The following is an 18,333-nucleotide window of genomic DNA, read 5'->3' on the forward strand; positions in this document are numbered from 1 at the left end:
TTAATGGAAAAAGTATTGACGATTGCAGGCTCCGATTCAACTGGAGGGGCAGGAATTCAAGCAGATTTAAAAACATTTGAAGAGTATGGAGTTTTTGGATTTTCAAGTTTAACCTCGATTGTGACGATGGATCCTACGACAGGCTGGTCACATGAAGTAACTGAATTGCCAGAAATGCTCTTAGAAAAACAATTGATTTCGGTTTTTGCAGGCGGTCCAGTAGCGGCTTTGAAAACAGGGATGATGGGTAATGAACAAAATATTAAAATGGCTAGTAAGTACATTAAACAAGAAAAAATTCAAAAAGTCGTGATTGACCCAGTCATTGCTTGTAAGGGAACGGCACAAATTCTGCAACCCAAAAGTGTGGAAGGCCTAAAAAACGATTTACTGCCATTAGCATTAGTGGCCACGCCTAATTTAATTGAAGCGGGCATCTTATCTGGTTTAGGCGAAATTTCTTCCGTGGCGGAGATGGAAGAAGCGGCAAAACGAATTGTACAAATGGGAGCCAAGCATGTCGTGGTTAAAGGGGGACATCGCTTAGCTGGTGAAAAAGCACTGGACTTGTTTTACGATGGTCACACCGCGCATCTTTTGGAAAATGAATTATATCCTACTGATTATAATCATGGTGCAGGTTGTACTTTTTCAGCGGCGATCACAGCTGGCTTGGCGAAAGGTTATTCGGTGTTAGAAGCAGTAACTTTAGCGAAAAAATTTGTAGCAGCGGCGATTAAACACGGTATTCAAGTTAATCCTTATGTGGGGCACGTATGGCATGGCGCTTACACTCATGCGGAACAACGGATGCGTAAGAAAGCATAATATTTAGAACTAGAGGAGTCTGTCAAGGACTGGCTCTAGTTTTTTTGTGATAAAGAATAACAATAGTAGGTATTACGTTAAAAGAATGTTCAAATTTTTAAAAGAGGAGTAGAATAGAACTGTAATTGCAAAAAAAGAAGCGGAACATAGAAGGGGTGATAACTTTTCTGTGCTTCAGTTTAGAACGGACTGTGGTGTTTGTTTTGACGAACTACCGGAAAGCGACTTCTTTTTGTTTTGGCTTCAAATGGTATTTAATGGAGGGAATGCAATGTTAGAAAAAGAAACGTACAGTCAACTGTTTAAATGGTCTTTTTCAAAAAAGACACAAGTCACATACTGGGATGGTACCGTCAAAGAGTATGGGCAAGGGTCGGGGGATCCGGTTTTTAAAATTGTATTCAATGAAAAAATTCCTGTGAAGGATTTACTGAATAACGCTTCGTTAACTTTAGGGGAAGCCTACATGGATCGCAAAATTGAAATCGAAGGCGATATCCAAGCGCTGATTTATGATGTGTATAACCAAAAGGATAGCTTTTTACACAATGCTAAATTTATTAAATGGCTTCCTAAAGAAAGTCATTCAAAAAAACGTTCGCAAGAGGATATTCACAGCCATTACGATCTAGGAAATGATTTTTACAAAAAATGGCTTGACCAAACAATGACGTATTCATGTGCTTATTTTAAAACGCCTGAAGATACATTAGAACAAGCGCAAGTGAATAAAGTTCATCATATTTTAGATAAATTGTTTATCAAAGAGGGCGACACTTTACTGGATATTGGCTGCGGCTGGGGCACGTTAATTTTAACTGCGGTGAAAGAATATGGAGCCAAAGCAACTGGGATTACATTAAGTGAAGAGCAATTTCATCATATTCGCCATATTATAGAAAAAGAAGGTCTACAAGATCGAATGACTGTCAAATTGATGGATTATCGTGATTTAAAAGGAGAGTCTTTTGACCATATTACGAGTGTTGGGATGTTTGAACATGTCGGTGCAGAAAATCTACATGAATATTTTGACGTCGTTCAACGAAATTTAGCGCCTAAAGGTACGGCGTTGATTCATGGGATCAGTCGCCAACAAGGTGGGGCTAAAAATGCTTGGATTAATCGTTATATTTTCCCGGGTGGCTATATTCCTGGTGTCACTGAGCTAGTCGGCCATATGACAGAAAACGACTTGCAAGTGATTGACTTGGAAAGTTTGCGCAGAGATTATCAATTGACGTTGGAACATTGGACAAAAAACTTCCATAATATAGAAACAGAAATTGTTGACGAAAAAGGCGAGCGCTTCTATCGAATGTGGGACTTATATTTGCAAGCATGTGCAGCCTCATTCCAAGCAAGTAATGTTGATGTTATTCAATATTTATTGGTTCATCCAGATAACAATGATATTCCAATGCGCCGGATTGGTTAATAGAATAAAAAAGAAAGAATTTGAGATTCTGGTAAAAAAGGAATCCCAAATTCTTTTTTTATAAAAATAGAATGAAAAGAATTGAAAAACAAAACAAATGCTTTTCAAAACAAGAAAAAATTCTTTCAAAAAAACGCAGAAAATCCTTGCTAACACTATCCTTTCATAGTATAATCAAAAAGGTGCTGTTTACAGGAGTGTAAAAAGCATTGGTAGATCAACGATTTGATTTGCCGGCTGTGAAGCGAGAGGTTGCGACACGCTCGGACGCTTTGCCATGAACGAGCATGCCGGATAAATTTTCGTGGAGCTATGTCTACTTTTAAAATAGGCGAAGGAGGGAACAAGATGGCAAAACAAAAAATTCGTATCCGTTTAAAAGCGTATGAACACCGTATTTTAGATCAATCAGCGGATAAAATTGTGGAAACAGCAAAAAGAACTGGAGCTGACGTATCAGGTCCGATTCCATTACCAACAGAACGCTCACTTTACACAGTTATTCGTGCGACTCATAAATACAAAGATTCTCGCGAACAATTCGAAATGCGTACTCACAAACGTCTAATTGACATTGTGAACCCAACACCAAAAACAGTTGATGCTCTAATGAAGCTTGACTTACCGTCTGGTGTTAATATTGAAATCAAACTATAAAATTAAGATGGAGGTGTACTCATGACCAAAGGAATCTTAGGGAAAAAAGTGGGAATGACACAAATCTTTACTGAGTCTGGTGAATTAATTCCAGTAACAGTAGTTGAAGCTACGCCAAACGTAGTTTTACAAGTAAAAACTGTTGAAACTGACGGATACGAAGCTATCCAAGTTGGTTACCAAGACAAACGTGAAGTTTTATCAAACAAACCTGCGAAAGGTCATGTTGCAAAAGCAAACACGGCTCCTAAGCGCTTCATTAAAGAATTCAAGAATGTTGAGCTAGGAGAATATGAAGTAGGTAAAGAAATCAAAGTAGATGTTTTCCAAGCAGGAGACGTTGTTGATGTTACAGGTACTACGAAAGGTAAAGGATTCCAAGGGGCAATCAAACGTCACGGCCAAAGCCGCGGACCTATGTCTCATGGTTCTCGTTATCACCGTCGTCCTGGGTCAATGGGTCCAGTAGCGCCTAACCGTGTATTTAAAAATAAACGACTAGCCGGCCGTATGGGTGGCGACCGCGTAACAATTCAAAATCTTGAAGTTGTTAAAGTGGACGTAGAAAGAAATGTTATCTTAATCAAAGGAAACATTCCTGGAGCGAAAAAATCTTTAATCACAATCAAATCAGCTGTGAAAGCTAAATAAGTGTAGGGAAAGGAGGAACTAAGGAATGCCGAATGTAGCATTATTCAAACAAGATGGAACTCAAAACGGTGAAATCACTTTAAATGAAGAAATCTTCGGAATCGAACCTAATGAAAGTGTTGTCTATGATGCAATCATCATGCAACGTGCTTCATTAAGACAAGGAACACACGCAGTTAAAAACCGTAGCGCTGTTCGTGGCGGTGGCCGCAAACCATGGCGTCAAAAAGGAACTGGTCGTGCTCGTCAAGGTTCAATCCGTTCACCACAATGGCGTGGAGGTGGCGTAGTCTTTGGACCAACACCGCGTTCATACAGCTACAAACTTCCTAAAAAAGTTCGTCGCTTAGCAATGAAATCTGTATTATCAGACAAAGTTGCTGAAAATAACTTGGTAGCAGTAGAAGGTTTAAGCTTCGATGCACCAAAAACAAAAGAATTCAAACAAGTTCTTGCTAACTTGTCTATCGATACTAAAGTATTAGTTGTTTTAGAAAATGGTAACGACTTTGCAGCTTTATCAGCTCGTAACTTACCAAACGTTTCTGTAGTAACTTCTGATAACGTTAGTGTGTTAGATGTTGTGTCAGCTAACAAAGTCTTGGCAACACAAACAGCTCTTACTCAAATTGAGGAGGTGCTTGCATAATGGAATTACTAGACGTAATCAAACGCCCAGTGATCACTGAAAAATCCATGTTAGCTATGGACGAAAAGAAATATACTTTCGAAGTGGACACTCGCGCAAACAAAACTTTAGTAAAACAAGCTGTTGAATCAGCATTCGATGTTAAAGTAGCAAACGTAAACATCTTAAACGTGCGTCCAAAATTCAAACGCATGGGTAAATATGCAGGTTATACAAAAAAACGTCGCAAAGCGATCGTTACATTAACTGAAGATTCAAAAGAAATTCAATTATTCGAAGCTGCTGAATAAGCAGTCCTGAACAATATCAACGTAGGAGGGAAATAAGACGTGGCGATTAAAAAGTACAAACCTACCACAAATGGCCGTCGTAACATGACAAGTTCTGATTTCGCTGAAATCACAACTTCAACACCAGAAAAATCATTGTTACAGCCATTAAAAAACAATGCCGGTCGTAACAACAACGGTCGCATTACGGTTCGTCACCAAGGTGGCGGTCACAAACGTCAATACCGTGTGATTGACTTCAAACGTAATAAAGATAACGTCGCAGCGGTTGTTAAAACGATCGAGTACGATCCAAACCGTTCTGCTAACATCGCGTTAGTTCATTACGAAGACGGGGTTAAGGCATACATCTTAGCACCAAAAGGATTAGAAGTAGGCATGCGCCTAGTATCTGGTCCAGAAGCAGATATTAAAGTAGGTAACGCATTACCATTGGAAAACATTCCAGTTGGTACAGTTATCCACAACATTGAAATGAAACCTGGTAAAGGTGGACAATTAATCCGTTCAGCTGGAACAAGCGCGCAAGTACTTGGTAAAGAAGGCAAATACGTATTAATCCGCTTAAACTCTGGCGAAGTTCGTATGATCTTAGCAACTTGCCGTGCAACAATCGGTTCAGTTGGTAACGAACAACACGAATTAATCAACATTGGTAAAGCTGGCCGCTCTCGTTGGATGCGTAAACGCCCAACTGTTCGTGGTAGCGTAATGAACCCTAACGATCACCCACACGGTGGTGGTGAAGGTAAAACACCAATTGGACGTAAAGCGCCAGTATCTCCATGGGGTCAACCAGCAATTGGATACAAAACACGTAATAAAAAAGCTAAATCAGACAAACTTATCGTTCGTCGTCGTACTAAATAATTTTTTTGACCATGTGTCGTACATTTTGAGAGGAGGTTCACCATGGGTCGTAGTTTAAAAAAAGGACCTTTCGTCGATGATCATTTGATGAAAAAGGTCGAAGCACAACAAGGTGCCGAAAAGAAAAAAGTAATTAAAACTTGGTCTCGCCGCTCTACAATTTTTCCATCATTCGTAGGTTTCACAATCGCTGTATATGATGGACGGAAACATGTCCCTGTTTACATTCAAGAAGACATGGTAGGACATAAATTAGGTGAATTTGCACCAACTAGAACTTATCGTGGCCACGTTGCTGACGATAAAAAAACTAAACGCTAATTTTGAGGGGAGGATATGCAAATGTCAGAACAAATTACATCAGCTAAAGCAACTGCAAAAACAGTTCGCACTTCACCTCGTAAAGCACGTTTAGTAATCGATCTTATCAGAGGGAAAAGCGTTGCGGATGCAATTTCAATCTTGAAATTCACACCGAACAAGTCTGCTGGAATCATTGAAAAAGTTTTAATGTCAGCAGTTGCTAACGCAGAAAACAACTTTGACTTGGACGTTGAAAGCTTAGTCGTATCTGAAGCATTTGTTAACGAAGGACCAACAATGAAACGTTTCCGTCCTCGTGCAAAAGGTTCAGCTTCACCAATCAACAAACGTACTAGTCACATCACAGTAGTTGTAACAGAGAAATAAGTCTCATGAAATAGGCTGTTTTCTTTATGAAAACAGAGCTTAAACATTTAAGAGGAGGGACAATCAGTGGGTCAAAAAGTACATCCAATTGGAATGCGTGTAGGCATCATCCGCGACTGGGATGCGAAATGGTATGCTGAAAAAGAGTATGCTGAATTCTTACACGAAGATTTAAGAATCCGTAAATTTATCGCAACAAAACTTGCTGATGCTGCTGTATCTACAATTGAAATCGAACGCGCTGCAAACCGTGTTAACATTTCAATTCACACAGCTAAACCAGGTATGGTTATCGGTAAAGGCGGATCTGAAGTCGAAAACCTAAGAAAAGAATTAAACAAATTAACTGGCAAACGAGTTCACATCAACATCGTTGAAATCAAAAAACCAGATTTAGATGCAAAATTAGTAGGCGAAGGAATTGCACGTCAATTAGAAAACCGTGTTGCTTTCCGTCGTGCTCAAAAACAAGCCATCCAACGCGCAATGCGTGCTGGCGCTAAAGGAATCAAAACTCAAGTATCAGGTCGTCTAAACGGTGCGGATATCGCTCGTTCAGAAGGATACTCTGAAGGAACTGTACCACTTCACACATTACGTGCGGACATTGATTACGCATGGGAAGAAGCGGACACTACTTACGGAAAACTAGGAGTTAAAGTGTGGATCTATCGTGGAGAAATTCTTCCAACGAAAAAAAACACTGAGAAAGGAGGGAAATAATCATGTTAGTACCTAAACGTGTAAAACACCGTCGTGAATTCCGCGGAAAAATGCGCGGTGAAGCTAAAGGCGGAAAAGAAGTAGCATTTGGTGAATGGGGTTTACAAGCAACTGAATCTCACTGGATTACTAACCGTCAAATCGAAGCAGCCCGTATTGCAATGACTCGTTACATGAAACGTGGCGGGAAAGTATGGATTAAAATTTTCCCTCACAAGTCTTACACAAGTAAAGCTATCGGCGTACGTATGGGTAAAGGTAAAGGGGCACCAGAAGGCTGGGTATCACCAGTTAAACGTGGTAAAATCATGTTTGAAATCGCAGGCGTTCCTGAAGAAGTAGCTCGTGAAGCTCTTCGTCTTGCATCTCACAAATTGCCGGTAAAAACTAAGATCGTAAAACGTGAGGAAATGGGTGGTGAATCGAATGAAGGTTAAAGAAATCAGAGAATTAACCACTGCCGAAATGCTAGATAAAGAAAAACAATTAAAAGAAGAATTGTTCAACTTAAGATTCCAATTAGCAACAGGTCAATTAGAAAACACTGCACGTATTAAAGAAGTACGTCAATCGATTGCACGCATCAAAACAGTATTGCGTGAACAAGCTAACTAATAGTGGAAGGAGGCCAAACGCGTATGACTGAAGAAAGAAATCAACGTAAAGTTTACCAAGGTCGTGTGGTATCAGACAAAATGGATAAAACAATCACAGTTGTCGTTGAAACAAAGAAAAACCACCCTATCTATGGCAAACGTATGAAATATTCTAAAAAATATAAAGCGCATGATGAAAACAACACAGCGAAAGTTGGAGACATCGTAAAAATCATGGAAACTCGTCCATTATCAGCTACAAAACGTTTCCGTTTACTAGAGGTAGTCGAAGAAGCAGTTATTATCTAATAAAACGAGAATTTCCTAATAGATTGAAGCACAAAATCTGAAAGGGGGATACACATCGTGATCCAACAAGAAAGTCGTTTAAGAGTCGCTGACAATTCTGGCGCACGTGAAATTTTAACGATCAAAGTCCTAGGCGGATCTGGTCGTAAAACTGCTAACATCGGTGACGTTATTGTTGCTACTGTCAAACAAGCAACGCCAGGTGGGGTTGTTAAAAAAGGTGAAGTAGTTAAAGCCGTTATCGTTCGTACAAAATCTGGCGCTCGTCGTGCTGACGGTTCTTACATCAAATTTGATGAAAATGCTGCGGTAATTATCCGTGACGATAAAAGCCCACGCGGAACACGTATCTTCGGACCAGTTGCACGTGAATTACGTGAAAACAACTTCATGAAGATCGTTTCTCTAGCACCAGAAGTATTATAATCTCGAGCCCACGTTAAAGGAGGTGCGAAACAGTAATGTTTGTTAAAAAAGGCGATAAAGTAAAAGTTATCACTGGTAAAGATAAAAACAAAGAAGGCGTTGTCTTAGCAGCGTTTCCTAAACAAGATAAAGTTATCGTTGAAGGTGTCAACGTCGTTAAAAAACACCAAAAACCAAACCAAGCAGCCCCACAAGGTGGAATCCTTGAAGTGGAAGCGCCAATTCATGTTTCTAATGTAATGGTGATTGATCCTTCAAACGGAGAAGCTACTAAAGTTGCGTTTAAAGAAGTCGACGGCAAAAAAGTCCGCGTTTCTAAAAAAACAGGTGAAGTTTTAGATAAATAAAAATTGCGGAAGGAGGGCTTACTGAATGAACCGCCTGAAAGAAAAATATATTAAAGAAGTAACACCATCATTGGTGGAAAAATTTAATTACAGCTCAGTTATGCAAACACCTAAAGTTGATAAAATCGTTATCAACATGGGTGTGGGTGATGCAGTATCAAATGCTAAAAACTTAGACAAAGCTGTTGAAGAATTAGCATTAATCACTGGTCAAAAACCACTTATCACAAAAGCTAAAAAATCTATCGCTGGATTCCGTTTACGTGAAGGAATGCCAATCGGTGCGAAAGTAACGCTACGCGGCGAAAGAATGTACGAATTTTTAGATAAATTAGTAACAGTTTCTTTACCTCGTGTACGTGACTTCCACGGTGTCAGCAAAAAAGCTTTCGATGGTCGTGGTAACTATACTTTAGGTATTAAAGAACAATTAATCTTCCCAGAAGTTGATTATGATTTAGTAGATAAAGTACGCGGTATGGACATCGTAATTGTTACAACAGCGAACACTGACGAAGAGTCTCGCGAATTGTTGGCACAATTAGGTATGCCATTCCAAAAATAATATAAGGAGGCGAACTACGTGGCTAAAAAATCAATGATTGCTAAAAACAAACGTCCTGCTAAACATTCAACACAAGCTTATACTCGTTGTGAACGTTGTGGACGTCCACATTCAGTTTATCGTAAATTTCATCTTTGCCGTATTTGCTTCCGCGAACTTGCCTATAAAGGTCAAATTCCCGGCGTGAAGAAAGCTAGCTGGTAAACAAGTAAACTCGCATAAAGGAGGTAAATAGTTCAATGGTCATGACAGATCCAATTGCAGATTTTCTAACTCGCATTCGTAATGCGAACATGGTTAAACATGAAACTTTAGAAGTACCTGCTTCAAAAATCAAACGTGATATCGCAGAAATCCTGAAACGTGAAGGATTTATCCGCGACGTAGAATACATCGAAGATGACAAACAAGGCGTAATCCGTGTTTTCCTAAAATATGGTAAAAACGAAGAACGTGTTATCACAAACTTAAAACGTATTTCTAAACCAGGTTTACGTGCATACGTAAAAGCTGACGAAGTACCAAAAGTATTAAACGGTCTAGGAATTGCAATCATCTCTACATCAGAGGGTGTAATTACTGACAAAGAAGCTAGAGCGAAAAATATCGGCGGCGAAGTAATCGCCTACGTATGGTAATTCTAAAAAATACACAAGGAGGTGTCTCTAAGTGAGCCGTATTGGTAATAAAGTTGTTGTTCTTCCTGCTGGTGTTGAAATCAAGCAAGACGGAAACAACATTACAGTTAAAGGACCTAAAGGTGAATTAACACGCGAATTTTCTTCTGATATCAAAATGAACATCGAAGGAAACGAAGTGACATTCACTCGTCCAAACGATTCAAAAGAAATGAAAACAATCCACGGAACAACTCGTGCAAACTTCAACAACATGGTTGTTGGTGTTTCTGAAGGTTTCCAAAAAGCACTTGAACTTATCGGGGTCGGATACCGTGCCCAAGTACAAGGCAACAAATTAACTTTAAACGTTGGTTATTCTCATCCTGTCGAAATGACAGCACCAGAAGGCGTAACATTTGAAGTACCTGCGAACACACAAGTTATCGTTAAAGGCATCAACAAAGAAGTTGTTGGTGAATTAGCTGCTAACATCCGTGGCGTTCGTCCTCCAGAACCTTATAAAGGCAAAGGGATTCGCTATGTTGGTGAATTTGTACGCCGTAAAGAAGGTAAAACTGGTAAATAATAACAGCTGTGTAGAAAACAGAAGTCAACAACAAGCAACTGTCATTTTATGGGATTTTTCCAATAAAATGCTTTTGTCTTGTCTGCCAGCTTCTCTTTTCCGTAATCTGCTGACTGCTTGAAATATTAGTAGTAAACATTAAATCAAAGAGGTGAAAATTGTGATTACAAAACCAGATAAAAACAAAACACGTCAAAAGAGACATCGTCGTGTACGTAACAAAATCTCTGGTACTGCTGAGTGCCCACGCTTGAACATTTTCCGTTCTAACAAAAACATCTACGCGCAAGTCATTGATGACGTAGCGGGTGTGACGCTAGCAAGTGCCTCTGCCTTGGATAAAGAAATTTCAGGTGGAACAAAAACAGAAACAGCTGCAGCTGTTGGTAAACTAGTTGCTGAACGTGCCGCTGAAAAAGGCATCAAAAAAGTAGTCTTCGACCGTGGTGGATACCTTTACCATGGCCGCGTGCAAGCTTTAGCTGAAGCTGCTCGTGAAAATGGACTAGAATTTTAGGAGAAGGAGGAACACCATTCATGGTTTATATTGATCCAAAACATTTGGAATTAGAAGACCGCGTTGTAGCGATCAACCGTGTAACAAAAGTTGTTAAAGGTGGACGTCGTTTACGTTTCGCAGCTTTAGTTGTTGTCGGTGACAAAAACGGACACGTTGGTTTCGGTACTGGTAAAGCACAAGAAGTACCTGAAGCTATCCGTAAAGCAATCGAAGACGCGAAGAAAAACTTAGTTGAAGTGCCTATGGTTGGTTCTACTATCCCGCACGAAGTAATTGGCGTATTCGGTGGCGGCCGTATCCTTATGAAACCTGCAGTAGAAGGTTCTGGGGTAGCTGCTGGTGGACCAGTTCGTGCCGTATTGGAATTAGCTGGTGTAGCAGATATTACATCTAAATCACTAGGTTCAAACACACCTATTAACGTTGTTCGCGCAACTGTTGAAGGTCTAAAACAATTAAAACGTGCCGAAGAAGTGGCAGCACTTCGCGGTAAATCTGTAGAAGAAATTATCGGTTAAGGAGGACAAAAATAATGGCTGAATTAAAAATTACTTTAAAACGCAGTGTTATCGGACGTCCTCAAAACCAACGTGCTACAGTTAAAGCGTTAGGTTTAGGTAAAGTGAATAGTACTGTTACAAAACCTGCCAATGAAGCAATCAAAGGTATGGTTAACACTATTTCACATTTAGTGGACGTAGAAGAAGTTTAAGATTTATAGATTTGTAATAGAAGATTGCTTAAGGAGGTGCCAAACCTATGAAACTTCATGAATTAAAACCTGCTGAGGGCTCACGCCAAGTACGTAACCGTGTTGGACGTGGTACTTCATCTGGTAATGGTAAAACAGCTGGCCGTGGACAAAAAGGGCAAAAAGCCCGTTCAGGCGGTGGTGTTCGTTTAGGATTTGAAGGGGGTCAAACTCCATTATTCCGTCGTTTACCAAAACGTGGGTTTACAAACATTAATCGTAAAGATTACGCTGTTGTGAACTTAGATACTTTAAACCGTTTTGAAGATGGAACAGAAGTAACTCCTGTTGTCCTAAAAGAAGCAGGAATCGTTAAAAACGAAAAAGCGGGAATCAAAGTTCTTGCAGATGGTGAGTTAACGAAAAAATTAACTGTGAAAGCAGCTAAATTCTCGAAATCAGCACAAGAAGCTATCGAAGCTGCTGGTGGTTCAATCGAGGTGATCTAATTGTTCAAGCTATTAAAGAACGCCTTTAAAGTCAAAGACATTAGATCAAAAATCTTATTTACAGTTTTAATCTTGTTTGTATTTCGCCTAGGTGCGCACATTACTGTGCCCGGGGTGAATGCAAAGGGATTGTCTGATTTAAGTAGCTTACCCTTTTTGAATATGTTGAATATGGTGAGTGGTAGTGCCATGCAAAACTTCTCTATCTTCTCGATGGGGGTTTCGCCATACATTACAGCCTCTATTATTATTCAACTATTGCAAATGGATATTGTACCTAGATTTGTAGAATGGTCAAAACAAGGGGAAGTTGGGCGTAAGAAATTAAATCAAGCAACAAGATATCTAACGATTGTCTTGGGTGTGGCTCAGTCAATGGGGATCACTGCTGGTTTTAATAGCTTAAGTCAAACTGGGATTGTAAACAATCCAACCTTAGGTACCTTTGTGATGATTGCAGTTATTTTAACTGCTGGGACGATGTTTGTGACTTGGATGGGTGAACAAATTACAGAAAAAGGAATCGGAAATGGTGTTTCAATGATTATCTTTGCCGGGATTATTTCTCGTTTGCCAGGAGCAGTCAAAGAAATCTATGAAGATTACTTCGTCAATATCGAGTCTTCTCGTATTTGGCAATCTGTTATTTTCATTGCAATCTTAGTTATTGCTATTTTGGTGATCGTTACAGTCGTAACGTTCTTCCAACAAGCAGAACGTAAGATTCCAATCCAATATACAAAACGTGTTTCTGGTGCACCAACAAGTAGTTATTTACCGTTAAAAGTAAATGCTGCTGGGGTTATTCCAGTTATCTTTGCCAGCTCGTTAATTGCAACACCAAATGCCATTTTACAAGCTTTCTCATCAAAATTCGCTGGTGAAAATTGGTATGACATTATGACAAAAATCTTCAGTTATAACACAGTTCCAGGGGCAATCATCTATACTGTCCTAATCGTTGCGTTTACGTTCTTCTATGCATTTGTTCAAGTAAACCCTGAGAAATTAGCGGAAAACTTACAAAAACAAGGAAGCTACATTCCAAGCGTGCGACCAGGTAAAGGTACAGAAGAATATGTATCTGGCGTGTTAATGAGATTAAGTGTTGTCGGCTCAATTTTCCTAGGACTTGTTGCTTTACTTCCAATCATTGCGCAAATGGTTTGGAACTTACCTCAATCAATCGGTTTAGGTGGAACAAGTTTACTAATCGTTATCGGGGTTGCATTAGAAACAACGAAACAATTAGAAGGATTAATGATGAAACGTCAATATGTCGGCTTTATCAATAAGTAAGAATCGAGTGTTGAGGTTTTACCTCAGCACCATTCTCACATATGGCTAGCTTCATAAGCCGGTCTTTAAAATTAGGAGGAGAATATATGAACCTCATTTTAATGGGATTACCTGGAGCAGGTAAAGGCACCCAAGCAGAAAAAATCATTGATACGTATGGCATTCCACATATTTCTACTGGAGATATGTTCCGTGCAGCAATGAAAAATGAAACTGCCTTGGGCCTAGAAGCGAAATCTTATATCGATAAAGGTGAACTGGTTCCTGACGAAGTAACAAACGGAATTGTTAAAGAACGCCTTGCTGAACCAGACACAGACAAAGGATTCCTATTAGATGGTTTCCCACGTACACTGGATCAAGCAAAAGCATTAGATACAATGCTTAAAGAATTAAACAAAAAAATTGATGCTGTCATTGACATCCATGTAGAAGAAGATGTATTAATCGAGCGTTTAGCTGGACGATTCATCTGTCGCACATGTGGCGCAACGTATCATAAATTATTCAACCCGCCAAAAGTTGAAGGCACTTGTGATCGCTGTGGCGGACATGAATTCTACCAAAGAGAAGATGATAAGCCCGAAACGGTTAAAAATCGTTTGGCAGTCAACATTGAAAGTAGCGCACCAATCTTAGCTTTCTATAAAGAACAAGGCTTGATGCATACAATCGATGGCAATCGCGAAATCGATACTGTTTTTTCTGATGTGAAAAAAATCATTGACGAAAACTAATTTCCAATTGCCCGCAGTTTAACCCTGTTGTTGTATTCAGTTTCTCTTGCCAAAACATAACTAAATATGGTAGAATATATCAGTCCGACTTCTACAGTTTTGTGACATCAAAATGAATAACGAAGTTAGTTGAGAATTTCTAGGTGGGAGCTGGAGTTTCCGCCGTTTTATCGTGTGAAAACGCGAAACAAGTACAAGGAGGTACTGTGCGTGGCAAAAGAAGATATGATTGAAGTCGAAGGTACAGTCGTCGAAACTTTGCCGAATGCAATGTTTAAAGTCGAACTAGAAAATGGACACCAAGTTCTTGCTACTGTTTCAGGTAAAATCCGTATGCACTACATCCGTATCTTACCTGGTGACAAAGTAACAGTTGAATTATCACCGTATGATTTAACGCGTGGCCGTATTACTTATCGCTTTAAATAATTGTACTCCGTAAAACCACAGGAGGTATTATCATGAAAGTAAGACCATCAGTAAAACCAATGTGTGAACATTGTAAAGTAATTCGCCGTAAAGGACGTGTTATGGTTATTTGCCCAGCAAATCCAAAACATAAACAACGTCAAGGATAATTAGGAGGTGTAACGAATAATGGCTCGTATTGCAGGAGTAGACATCCCTCGTGACAAACGTGTAGTAGTTTCTCTTACTTACATTTATGGTATTGGTAACACTACAGCTAAAAAAGTTTTAGCAAACGTTGGCGTATCTGAAGATGTTCGTGTACGTGATTTAACAAACGAACAAACAGATGCGATTCGTGCGGAAATTGATAAGTTAAAAGTTGAAGGGGATCTTCGTCGTGAAGTGAACTTAAACATCAAACGCTTGATGGAAATCGGTTCATACCGTGGAATCCGTCACCGTCGTGGATTACCAACTCGTGGACAAAACACGAAAAATAATGCACGTACTCGTAAAGGCCCTACTAAAACAGTAGCAGGCAAGAAAAAATAATTCCTAAGTGAAGGAGGTTAGAACTTCATGGCAGCAAAAAAAGTTAGTCGTAAACGCCGTGTCAAAAAGAATATAGAATCAGGTGTAGCACATATCCATTCTACATTCAACAATACAATCGTAATGATTACTGATACACATGGTAATGCATTAGCATGGTCATCAGCAGGATCATTAGGCTTTAAAGGAAGCAAAAAATCAACTCCTTTTGCCGCTCAAATGGCTGCAGAAGCCGCAACTAAAGTGGCAATGGAACATGGACTTAAAACTGTAGACGTAACAGTTAAAGGACCTGGTTCTGGACGTGAAGCAGCAATTCGTTCATTACAAGCAACAGGTTTAGAAGTGACTGCAATTCGTGACGTGACTCCAGTTCCTCATAATGGATGCCGCCCTCCAAAACGCCGTCGTGTTTAATGAGCGCCACTCATTCTGAGTTTGAATTAGGAACGTCATTGAACAAGACACTTTTCGTTTTGAAAGGGGTATAGATAAGAATGATTGAATTTGAAAAACCAAGAATCGAAAAAATTGATGAAAATAGAGATTATGGTAAGTTCGTCGTTGAACCATTAGAACGCGGTTACGGAACTACTTTAGGTAACTCTCTACGTCGTATTTTATTGTCTTCTTTACCAGGAGCTGCAATTACGAATATTCAAATCGATGGTGTTTTACACGAATTCTCAACCATTCCAGGTGTACGAGAAGACGTAACACAAATTATTTTGAATATTAAAGGCTTAGCATTGAAATTATATGCTGAAGAAGAGAAAACCCTTGAGATCGATATTACAGGACCCGCTACCGTGACTGCCGGCGATATTATCGTGGACAGTGATGTTGAGATCCTAAATAAAGATTTAGTTATCTGTAGTGTTGCTGAAGGAGCTACTTTCCATGCTCGCTTAACAGTGAAACCTGGTCGTGGCTATGTTCAAGCAGACGAAAACAAAAAAGAAGATATGCCAATCGGTGTACTTCCAGTTGATTCCATCTACACACCCGTTCGTCGTGTTAACTACCAAGTAGAAAATACACGTGTTGGTCGTCGTGATGATTTCGACAAATTAACAATGGAAATATGGACAGATGGTTCAATCATTCCTCAAGAAGCACTAAGTTTAGCTGCGAAAATCATGACTGAGCATTTAGATATCTTTGTAAACCTTACTGACGAAGCGAAAAACGCTGAAATCATGGTGGAAAAAGAAGAAACTCAAAAAGAGAAAATGCTAGAAATGACGATTGAAGAACTTGATTTATCAGTTCGTTCATATAACTGTTTAAAACGTGCAGGTATTAATACTGTACAAGAACTTACAAACAAATCTGAACCAGAAATGATCAAAGTACGTAATTTAGGTCGTAAATCTCTTGAAGAAGTAAAACTTAAATTGCATGATCTAGGATTAGGATTACGTAAGGACGATTAAGACTTTTACGAAGTTTCCAGTCCTGCTTAACAGCAGTGGCTCGTGAGAACAGAAACGAAGGAGGGAACCCAACGTGAGTTACCGTAAATTAGGACGCACATCAAGCCAACGTAAAGCTATGCTACGTGATATTACAACTGATTTAATCATCAACGAACGCATCGTAACTACTGAAGCTCGTGCGAAAGAAGTACGTTCAACTGTAGAAAAAATGATTACTTTAGGTAAACGTGGAGATCTTCATGCACGTCGTCAAGCAGCTACTTTCGTTCGTAATGAAGTTGCTAGTGTTCGTGAAGAAGATGAGTCTATCGTTGTTGAATCAGCTTTACAAAAGCTATTTAACGATTTAGGACCTCGTTTCGCGGAACGCCAAGGTGGTTACACTCGTATCTTGAAGACAGAACCAAGACGCGGCGATGCAGCACCAATGGTAGTTATCGAATTTGTTAAATAATTAATAAACCGATCACTTTATAGATGTTTCTTTTAGAGTGTTATGATGTTGGAGGCGACTCCGAGTCTAGCTCTGCTTTCCCTGCTAAAGATGGCTTTAGCAGGGGAGCACTCATCATATAAAGGTGATTTTTTTTTGCTTTGGGAAAACGCTGTTTTCTCAAAGCTTTTTTGTTTCATAAAAGCATTGCGGAAGCTTTTGCGGTTTGTTATACTGGTTATTAATTGGAATTTTCAGATAATTAAGCATCTGAGTTAGTAGAAGGGGGAATTATATGTCGCAAATGTTTGCTTTTTCGTTGCTGATGGTTATTTTATACATTGGTGATGTAGTTTCTATCAAAACAAAAGCTTGGATTCCATCTGTTTTTGTTTGTGGTGTTTTATTTATTCTTGGTTATTGGACTATTTTTCCACAAAATATTGTGGAAGTGGCAGGGATTCCTACAGTGGTTGCCACTTTATTAATGTATCTGTTGATTACTAATATGGGCACTCTGCTCTCTGTTAAAGAATTGGTTAATCAATGGAAAACGATTGTGATTGCTTTGTCAGGTATTCTGGGCATTATTGCCTTGTTGTTAGCTGTGGGGACTTTTGTTTTTGACTTAAAAACAGTTTTAGTTGCAATCCCGCCGTTAGTAGGAGGTTTAGTTTCTTCATTAGTAATGTCAGAAGCGGCTCAATCAGCTGGTTTAGCCTCACTTTCAGTTTTGGCAATTTTAATTTATGTCATTCAAGGGTTTGCTGGTTATCCCTTAACTTCAATTGTTCTAAAAAAAGAAGGAAAGCGGAAGCTTCAAGAATATCGAGCAGGGACATGGCAGCCGGTTCATGAACAAGAGGGGCAAGAAACAGGAGCAGAACCAGATGTGCCTAAACTATTTGAAAAAGTACCCAAACGATATCATACAGATTATTCACGAATTTTACGTTTAGCCTTAGTTGCCACACTTGCTTATTATGTTTCTGTGTGGACGGCACCGTTTGTGACGATTAGTCCTTTTGTGCTGTGTTTATGTTTTGGCGTGATTGCAACGTCTTTAGGCTTTTTAGAAAAGCAACCATTGCAGAAAGCAAATAGCTTTGGTTTTGCGATTTTAGGGTTAATGCTTTTTGTCTTTGATGGCTTAAAACAAGCCACACCTGAAATGTTGATGGATTTATTTTTACCAATGATTGGGATTATTGTGATTGGTGTTATCGGGATGTACATCTTTTCAGCAATTGTTGGTCGTGTATTAGGTGTGAGTAAAGAGATGGCATTCGCAGTTTCATTGACAGCTTTATATGGCTTTCCAGCCGATTATATTATTACGAATGAAGTGATTCAATCATTGACAGAAGATGAACAAGAACAGGCGGCTTTAACGAGCCATTTAATGCCACCGATGTTAGTGGCAGGTTTCGTAACAGTCACCATTGTTTCGGTTATTTTAGCGGGTATTTTTTCAAGTATTTTATTAAGTTTGTAGAA

The 18,333-nt window shown here is 39.3% G+C and carries 33 protein-coding genes; all 33 read left to right on the plus strand.

Annotated elements, in window-relative coordinates; genetic code table 11:
- The first annotated feature begins 3 nt into the window (after positions 1–3).
- The 33 genes from thiD (at position 4) to IGK27_RS00850 (ending at position 18,331) form a co-directional block, all read left to right on the plus strand.
- Positions 4–828: a bifunctional hydroxymethylpyrimidine kinase/phosphomethylpyrimidine kinase gene (gene thiD / locus IGK27_RS00690; RefSeq protein WP_010819148.1), complete on the plus strand. Its 825-nt coding sequence runs from the start codon at positions 4–6 to the stop codon at positions 826–828.
- A 271-nt stretch (positions 829–1,099) separates the two neighbouring features.
- On the plus strand, positions 1,100–2,266 hold the full coding sequence (locus IGK27_RS00695; RefSeq protein ID WP_033626371.1) for an SAM-dependent methyltransferase: 1,167 nt from the start codon (positions 1,100–1,102) through the stop codon (positions 2,264–2,266).
- 348 nt (positions 2,267–2,614) lie between these two features.
- Positions 2,615–2,923, plus strand: a complete 309-nt coding sequence (rpsJ, locus tag IGK27_RS00700; RefSeq protein WP_002389727.1) for a 30S ribosomal protein S10 — start codon at positions 2,615–2,617, stop codon at positions 2,921–2,923.
- Between the two features lie 21 nt (positions 2,924–2,944).
- Positions 2,945–3,574, plus strand: a complete 630-nt coding sequence (gene rplC, locus IGK27_RS00705; RefSeq protein ID WP_002356199.1) for a 50S ribosomal protein L3 — start codon at positions 2,945–2,947, stop codon at positions 3,572–3,574.
- Positions 3,575–3,599: 25 nt separating this feature from the next.
- On the plus strand, positions 3,600–4,223 hold the full coding sequence (rplD, locus tag IGK27_RS00710; protein ID WP_002356200.1) for a 50S ribosomal protein L4: 624 nt from the start codon (positions 3,600–3,602) through the stop codon (positions 4,221–4,223).
- Positions 4,223–4,513, plus strand: coding sequence for a 50S ribosomal protein L23 (locus tag IGK27_RS00715; RefSeq protein ID WP_002356203.1), 291 nt, complete (start codon positions 4,223–4,225; stop codon positions 4,511–4,513). The genes rplD and IGK27_RS00715 overlap by 1 nt, the downstream gene beginning before the upstream one ends.
- A gap of 39 nt (positions 4,514–4,552) precedes the next feature.
- Positions 4,553–5,383, plus strand: a complete 831-nt coding sequence (rplB, locus tag IGK27_RS00720) for a 50S ribosomal protein L2 (protein WP_002356204.1) — start codon at positions 4,553–4,555, stop codon at positions 5,381–5,383.
- 42 nt (positions 5,384–5,425) lie between these two features.
- Positions 5,426–5,704 (plus strand): 30S ribosomal protein S19, encoded by a 279-nt coding sequence (rpsS, locus tag IGK27_RS00725; protein ID WP_002356205.1) that lies wholly within the window; start codon positions 5,426–5,428, stop codon positions 5,702–5,704.
- Positions 5,705–5,725: 21 nt separating this feature from the next.
- Complete coding sequence (rplV, locus tag IGK27_RS00730) at positions 5,726–6,073, plus strand: 50S ribosomal protein L22 (protein ID WP_002356206.1); 348 nt, start codon at positions 5,726–5,728, stop codon at positions 6,071–6,073.
- A 66-nt stretch (positions 6,074–6,139) separates the two neighbouring features.
- Complete coding sequence (gene rpsC / locus IGK27_RS00735) at positions 6,140–6,796, plus strand: 30S ribosomal protein S3 (RefSeq protein ID WP_002356207.1); 657 nt, start codon at positions 6,140–6,142, stop codon at positions 6,794–6,796.
- 2 nt (positions 6,797–6,798) lie between these two features.
- Positions 6,799–7,233, plus strand: coding sequence for a 50S ribosomal protein L16 (gene rplP / locus IGK27_RS00740; protein WP_002356208.1), 435 nt, complete (start codon positions 6,799–6,801; stop codon positions 7,231–7,233).
- Positions 7,223–7,411, plus strand: a complete 189-nt coding sequence (gene rpmC / locus IGK27_RS00745; protein WP_002383858.1) for a 50S ribosomal protein L29 — start codon at positions 7,223–7,225, stop codon at positions 7,409–7,411. Before rplP ends, rpmC begins: the two co-directional genes overlap by 11 nt.
- A 23-nt stretch (positions 7,412–7,434) precedes the next feature.
- Positions 7,435–7,701, plus strand: coding sequence for a 30S ribosomal protein S17 (gene rpsQ, locus IGK27_RS00750; RefSeq protein ID WP_002359348.1), 267 nt, complete (start codon positions 7,435–7,437; stop codon positions 7,699–7,701).
- 57 nt (positions 7,702–7,758) lie between these two features.
- Positions 7,759–8,127: a 50S ribosomal protein L14 gene (gene rplN / locus IGK27_RS00755; RefSeq protein WP_002356211.1), complete on the plus strand. Its 369-nt coding sequence runs from the start codon at positions 7,759–7,761 to the stop codon at positions 8,125–8,127.
- A gap of 35 nt (positions 8,128–8,162) precedes the next feature.
- On the plus strand, positions 8,163–8,474 hold the full coding sequence (gene rplX / locus IGK27_RS00760) for a 50S ribosomal protein L24 (protein WP_002356212.1): 312 nt from the start codon (positions 8,163–8,165) through the stop codon (positions 8,472–8,474).
- Positions 8,475–8,499: 25 nt separating this feature from the next.
- Positions 8,500–9,039: a 50S ribosomal protein L5 gene (gene rplE / locus IGK27_RS00765; RefSeq protein ID WP_002356213.1), complete on the plus strand. Its 540-nt coding sequence runs from the start codon at positions 8,500–8,502 to the stop codon at positions 9,037–9,039.
- Positions 9,040–9,057: 18 nt separating this feature from the next.
- Positions 9,058–9,243, plus strand: coding sequence for a type Z 30S ribosomal protein S14 (locus IGK27_RS00770; RefSeq protein ID WP_002356214.1), 186 nt, complete (start codon positions 9,058–9,060; stop codon positions 9,241–9,243).
- 35 nt (positions 9,244–9,278) lie between these two features.
- Positions 9,279–9,677 (plus strand): 30S ribosomal protein S8, encoded by a 399-nt coding sequence (gene rpsH / locus IGK27_RS00775; protein WP_002356215.1) that lies wholly within the window; start codon positions 9,279–9,281, stop codon positions 9,675–9,677.
- A 31-nt stretch (positions 9,678–9,708) separates the two neighbouring features.
- Positions 9,709–10,245, plus strand: coding sequence for a 50S ribosomal protein L6 (rplF, locus tag IGK27_RS00780; protein WP_002356217.1), 537 nt, complete (start codon positions 9,709–9,711; stop codon positions 10,243–10,245).
- A 160-nt stretch (positions 10,246–10,405) separates the two neighbouring features.
- Entirely contained in the window at positions 10,406–10,762 is a 357-nt protein-coding gene (gene rplR / locus IGK27_RS00785) for a 50S ribosomal protein L18 (RefSeq protein ID WP_002356218.1), read from the plus strand.
- 20 nt (positions 10,763–10,782) lie between these two features.
- Complete coding sequence (gene rpsE / locus IGK27_RS00790) at positions 10,783–11,283, plus strand: 30S ribosomal protein S5 (RefSeq protein WP_002356219.1); 501 nt, start codon at positions 10,783–10,785, stop codon at positions 11,281–11,283.
- A gap of 14 nt (positions 11,284–11,297) precedes the next feature.
- Complete coding sequence (gene rpmD / locus IGK27_RS00795) at positions 11,298–11,477, plus strand: 50S ribosomal protein L30 (RefSeq protein ID WP_002356220.1); 180 nt, start codon at positions 11,298–11,300, stop codon at positions 11,475–11,477.
- A gap of 47 nt (positions 11,478–11,524) precedes the next feature.
- The gene (gene rplO / locus IGK27_RS00800; RefSeq protein WP_002356221.1) at positions 11,525–11,965 is read left to right on the plus strand and encodes a 50S ribosomal protein L15; all 441 of its coding nucleotides are present in this window, start codon (positions 11,525–11,527) and stop codon (positions 11,963–11,965) included.
- Positions 11,966–13,264 carry a preprotein translocase subunit SecY gene (gene secY / locus IGK27_RS00805; RefSeq protein WP_002359350.1) on the plus strand — a complete coding sequence of 433 codons (1,299 nt, stop codon included), beginning with the start codon at positions 11,966–11,968 and terminating at the stop codon, positions 13,262–13,264.
- Between the two features lie 86 nt (positions 13,265–13,350).
- Positions 13,351–14,001: an adenylate kinase gene (locus IGK27_RS00810; protein WP_002356223.1), complete on the plus strand. Its 651-nt coding sequence runs from the start codon at positions 13,351–13,353 to the stop codon at positions 13,999–14,001.
- Between the two features lie 210 nt (positions 14,002–14,211).
- On the plus strand, positions 14,212–14,430 hold the full coding sequence (gene infA, locus IGK27_RS00815; protein ID WP_002356224.1) for a translation initiation factor IF-1: 219 nt from the start codon (positions 14,212–14,214) through the stop codon (positions 14,428–14,430).
- Positions 14,431–14,462: 32 nt separating this feature from the next.
- Complete coding sequence (gene rpmJ, locus IGK27_RS00820) at positions 14,463–14,579, plus strand: 50S ribosomal protein L36 (RefSeq protein ID WP_002288710.1); 117 nt, start codon at positions 14,463–14,465, stop codon at positions 14,577–14,579.
- Positions 14,580–14,598: 19 nt separating this feature from the next.
- Entirely contained in the window at positions 14,599–14,964 is a 366-nt protein-coding gene (rpsM, locus tag IGK27_RS00825) for a 30S ribosomal protein S13 (RefSeq protein ID WP_002356225.1), read from the plus strand.
- Positions 14,965–14,991: 27 nt separating this feature from the next.
- Positions 14,992–15,381, plus strand: a complete 390-nt coding sequence (gene rpsK / locus IGK27_RS00830; protein WP_002356226.1) for a 30S ribosomal protein S11 — start codon at positions 14,992–14,994, stop codon at positions 15,379–15,381.
- 80 nt (positions 15,382–15,461) lie between these two features.
- Positions 15,462–16,400 carry a DNA-directed RNA polymerase subunit alpha gene (locus IGK27_RS00835; protein ID WP_002356227.1) on the plus strand — a complete coding sequence of 313 codons (939 nt, stop codon included), beginning with the start codon at positions 15,462–15,464 and terminating at the stop codon, positions 16,398–16,400.
- 73 nt (positions 16,401–16,473) lie between these two features.
- Complete coding sequence (gene rplQ, locus IGK27_RS00840; RefSeq protein ID WP_002356228.1) at positions 16,474–16,857, plus strand: 50S ribosomal protein L17; 384 nt, start codon at positions 16,474–16,476, stop codon at positions 16,855–16,857.
- Between the two features lie 45 nt (positions 16,858–16,902).
- Positions 16,903–17,115, plus strand: a complete 213-nt coding sequence (locus IGK27_RS00845; protein WP_002392601.1) for a hypothetical protein — start codon at positions 16,903–16,905, stop codon at positions 17,113–17,115.
- Positions 17,116–17,131: 16 nt separating this feature from the next.
- The gene (locus IGK27_RS00850) at positions 17,132–18,331 is read left to right on the plus strand and encodes a DUF819 family protein (RefSeq protein WP_002356229.1); all 1,200 of its coding nucleotides are present in this window, start codon (positions 17,132–17,134) and stop codon (positions 18,329–18,331) included.
- The last annotated feature ends 2 nt before the right edge of the window (positions 18,332–18,333 follow it).

Source organism: Enterococcus sp. DIV0236, from assembly GCF_050558525.1.
Taxonomy (GTDB): Bacteria; Bacillota; Bacilli; order Lactobacillales; family Enterococcaceae; genus Enterococcus; species Enterococcus faecalis.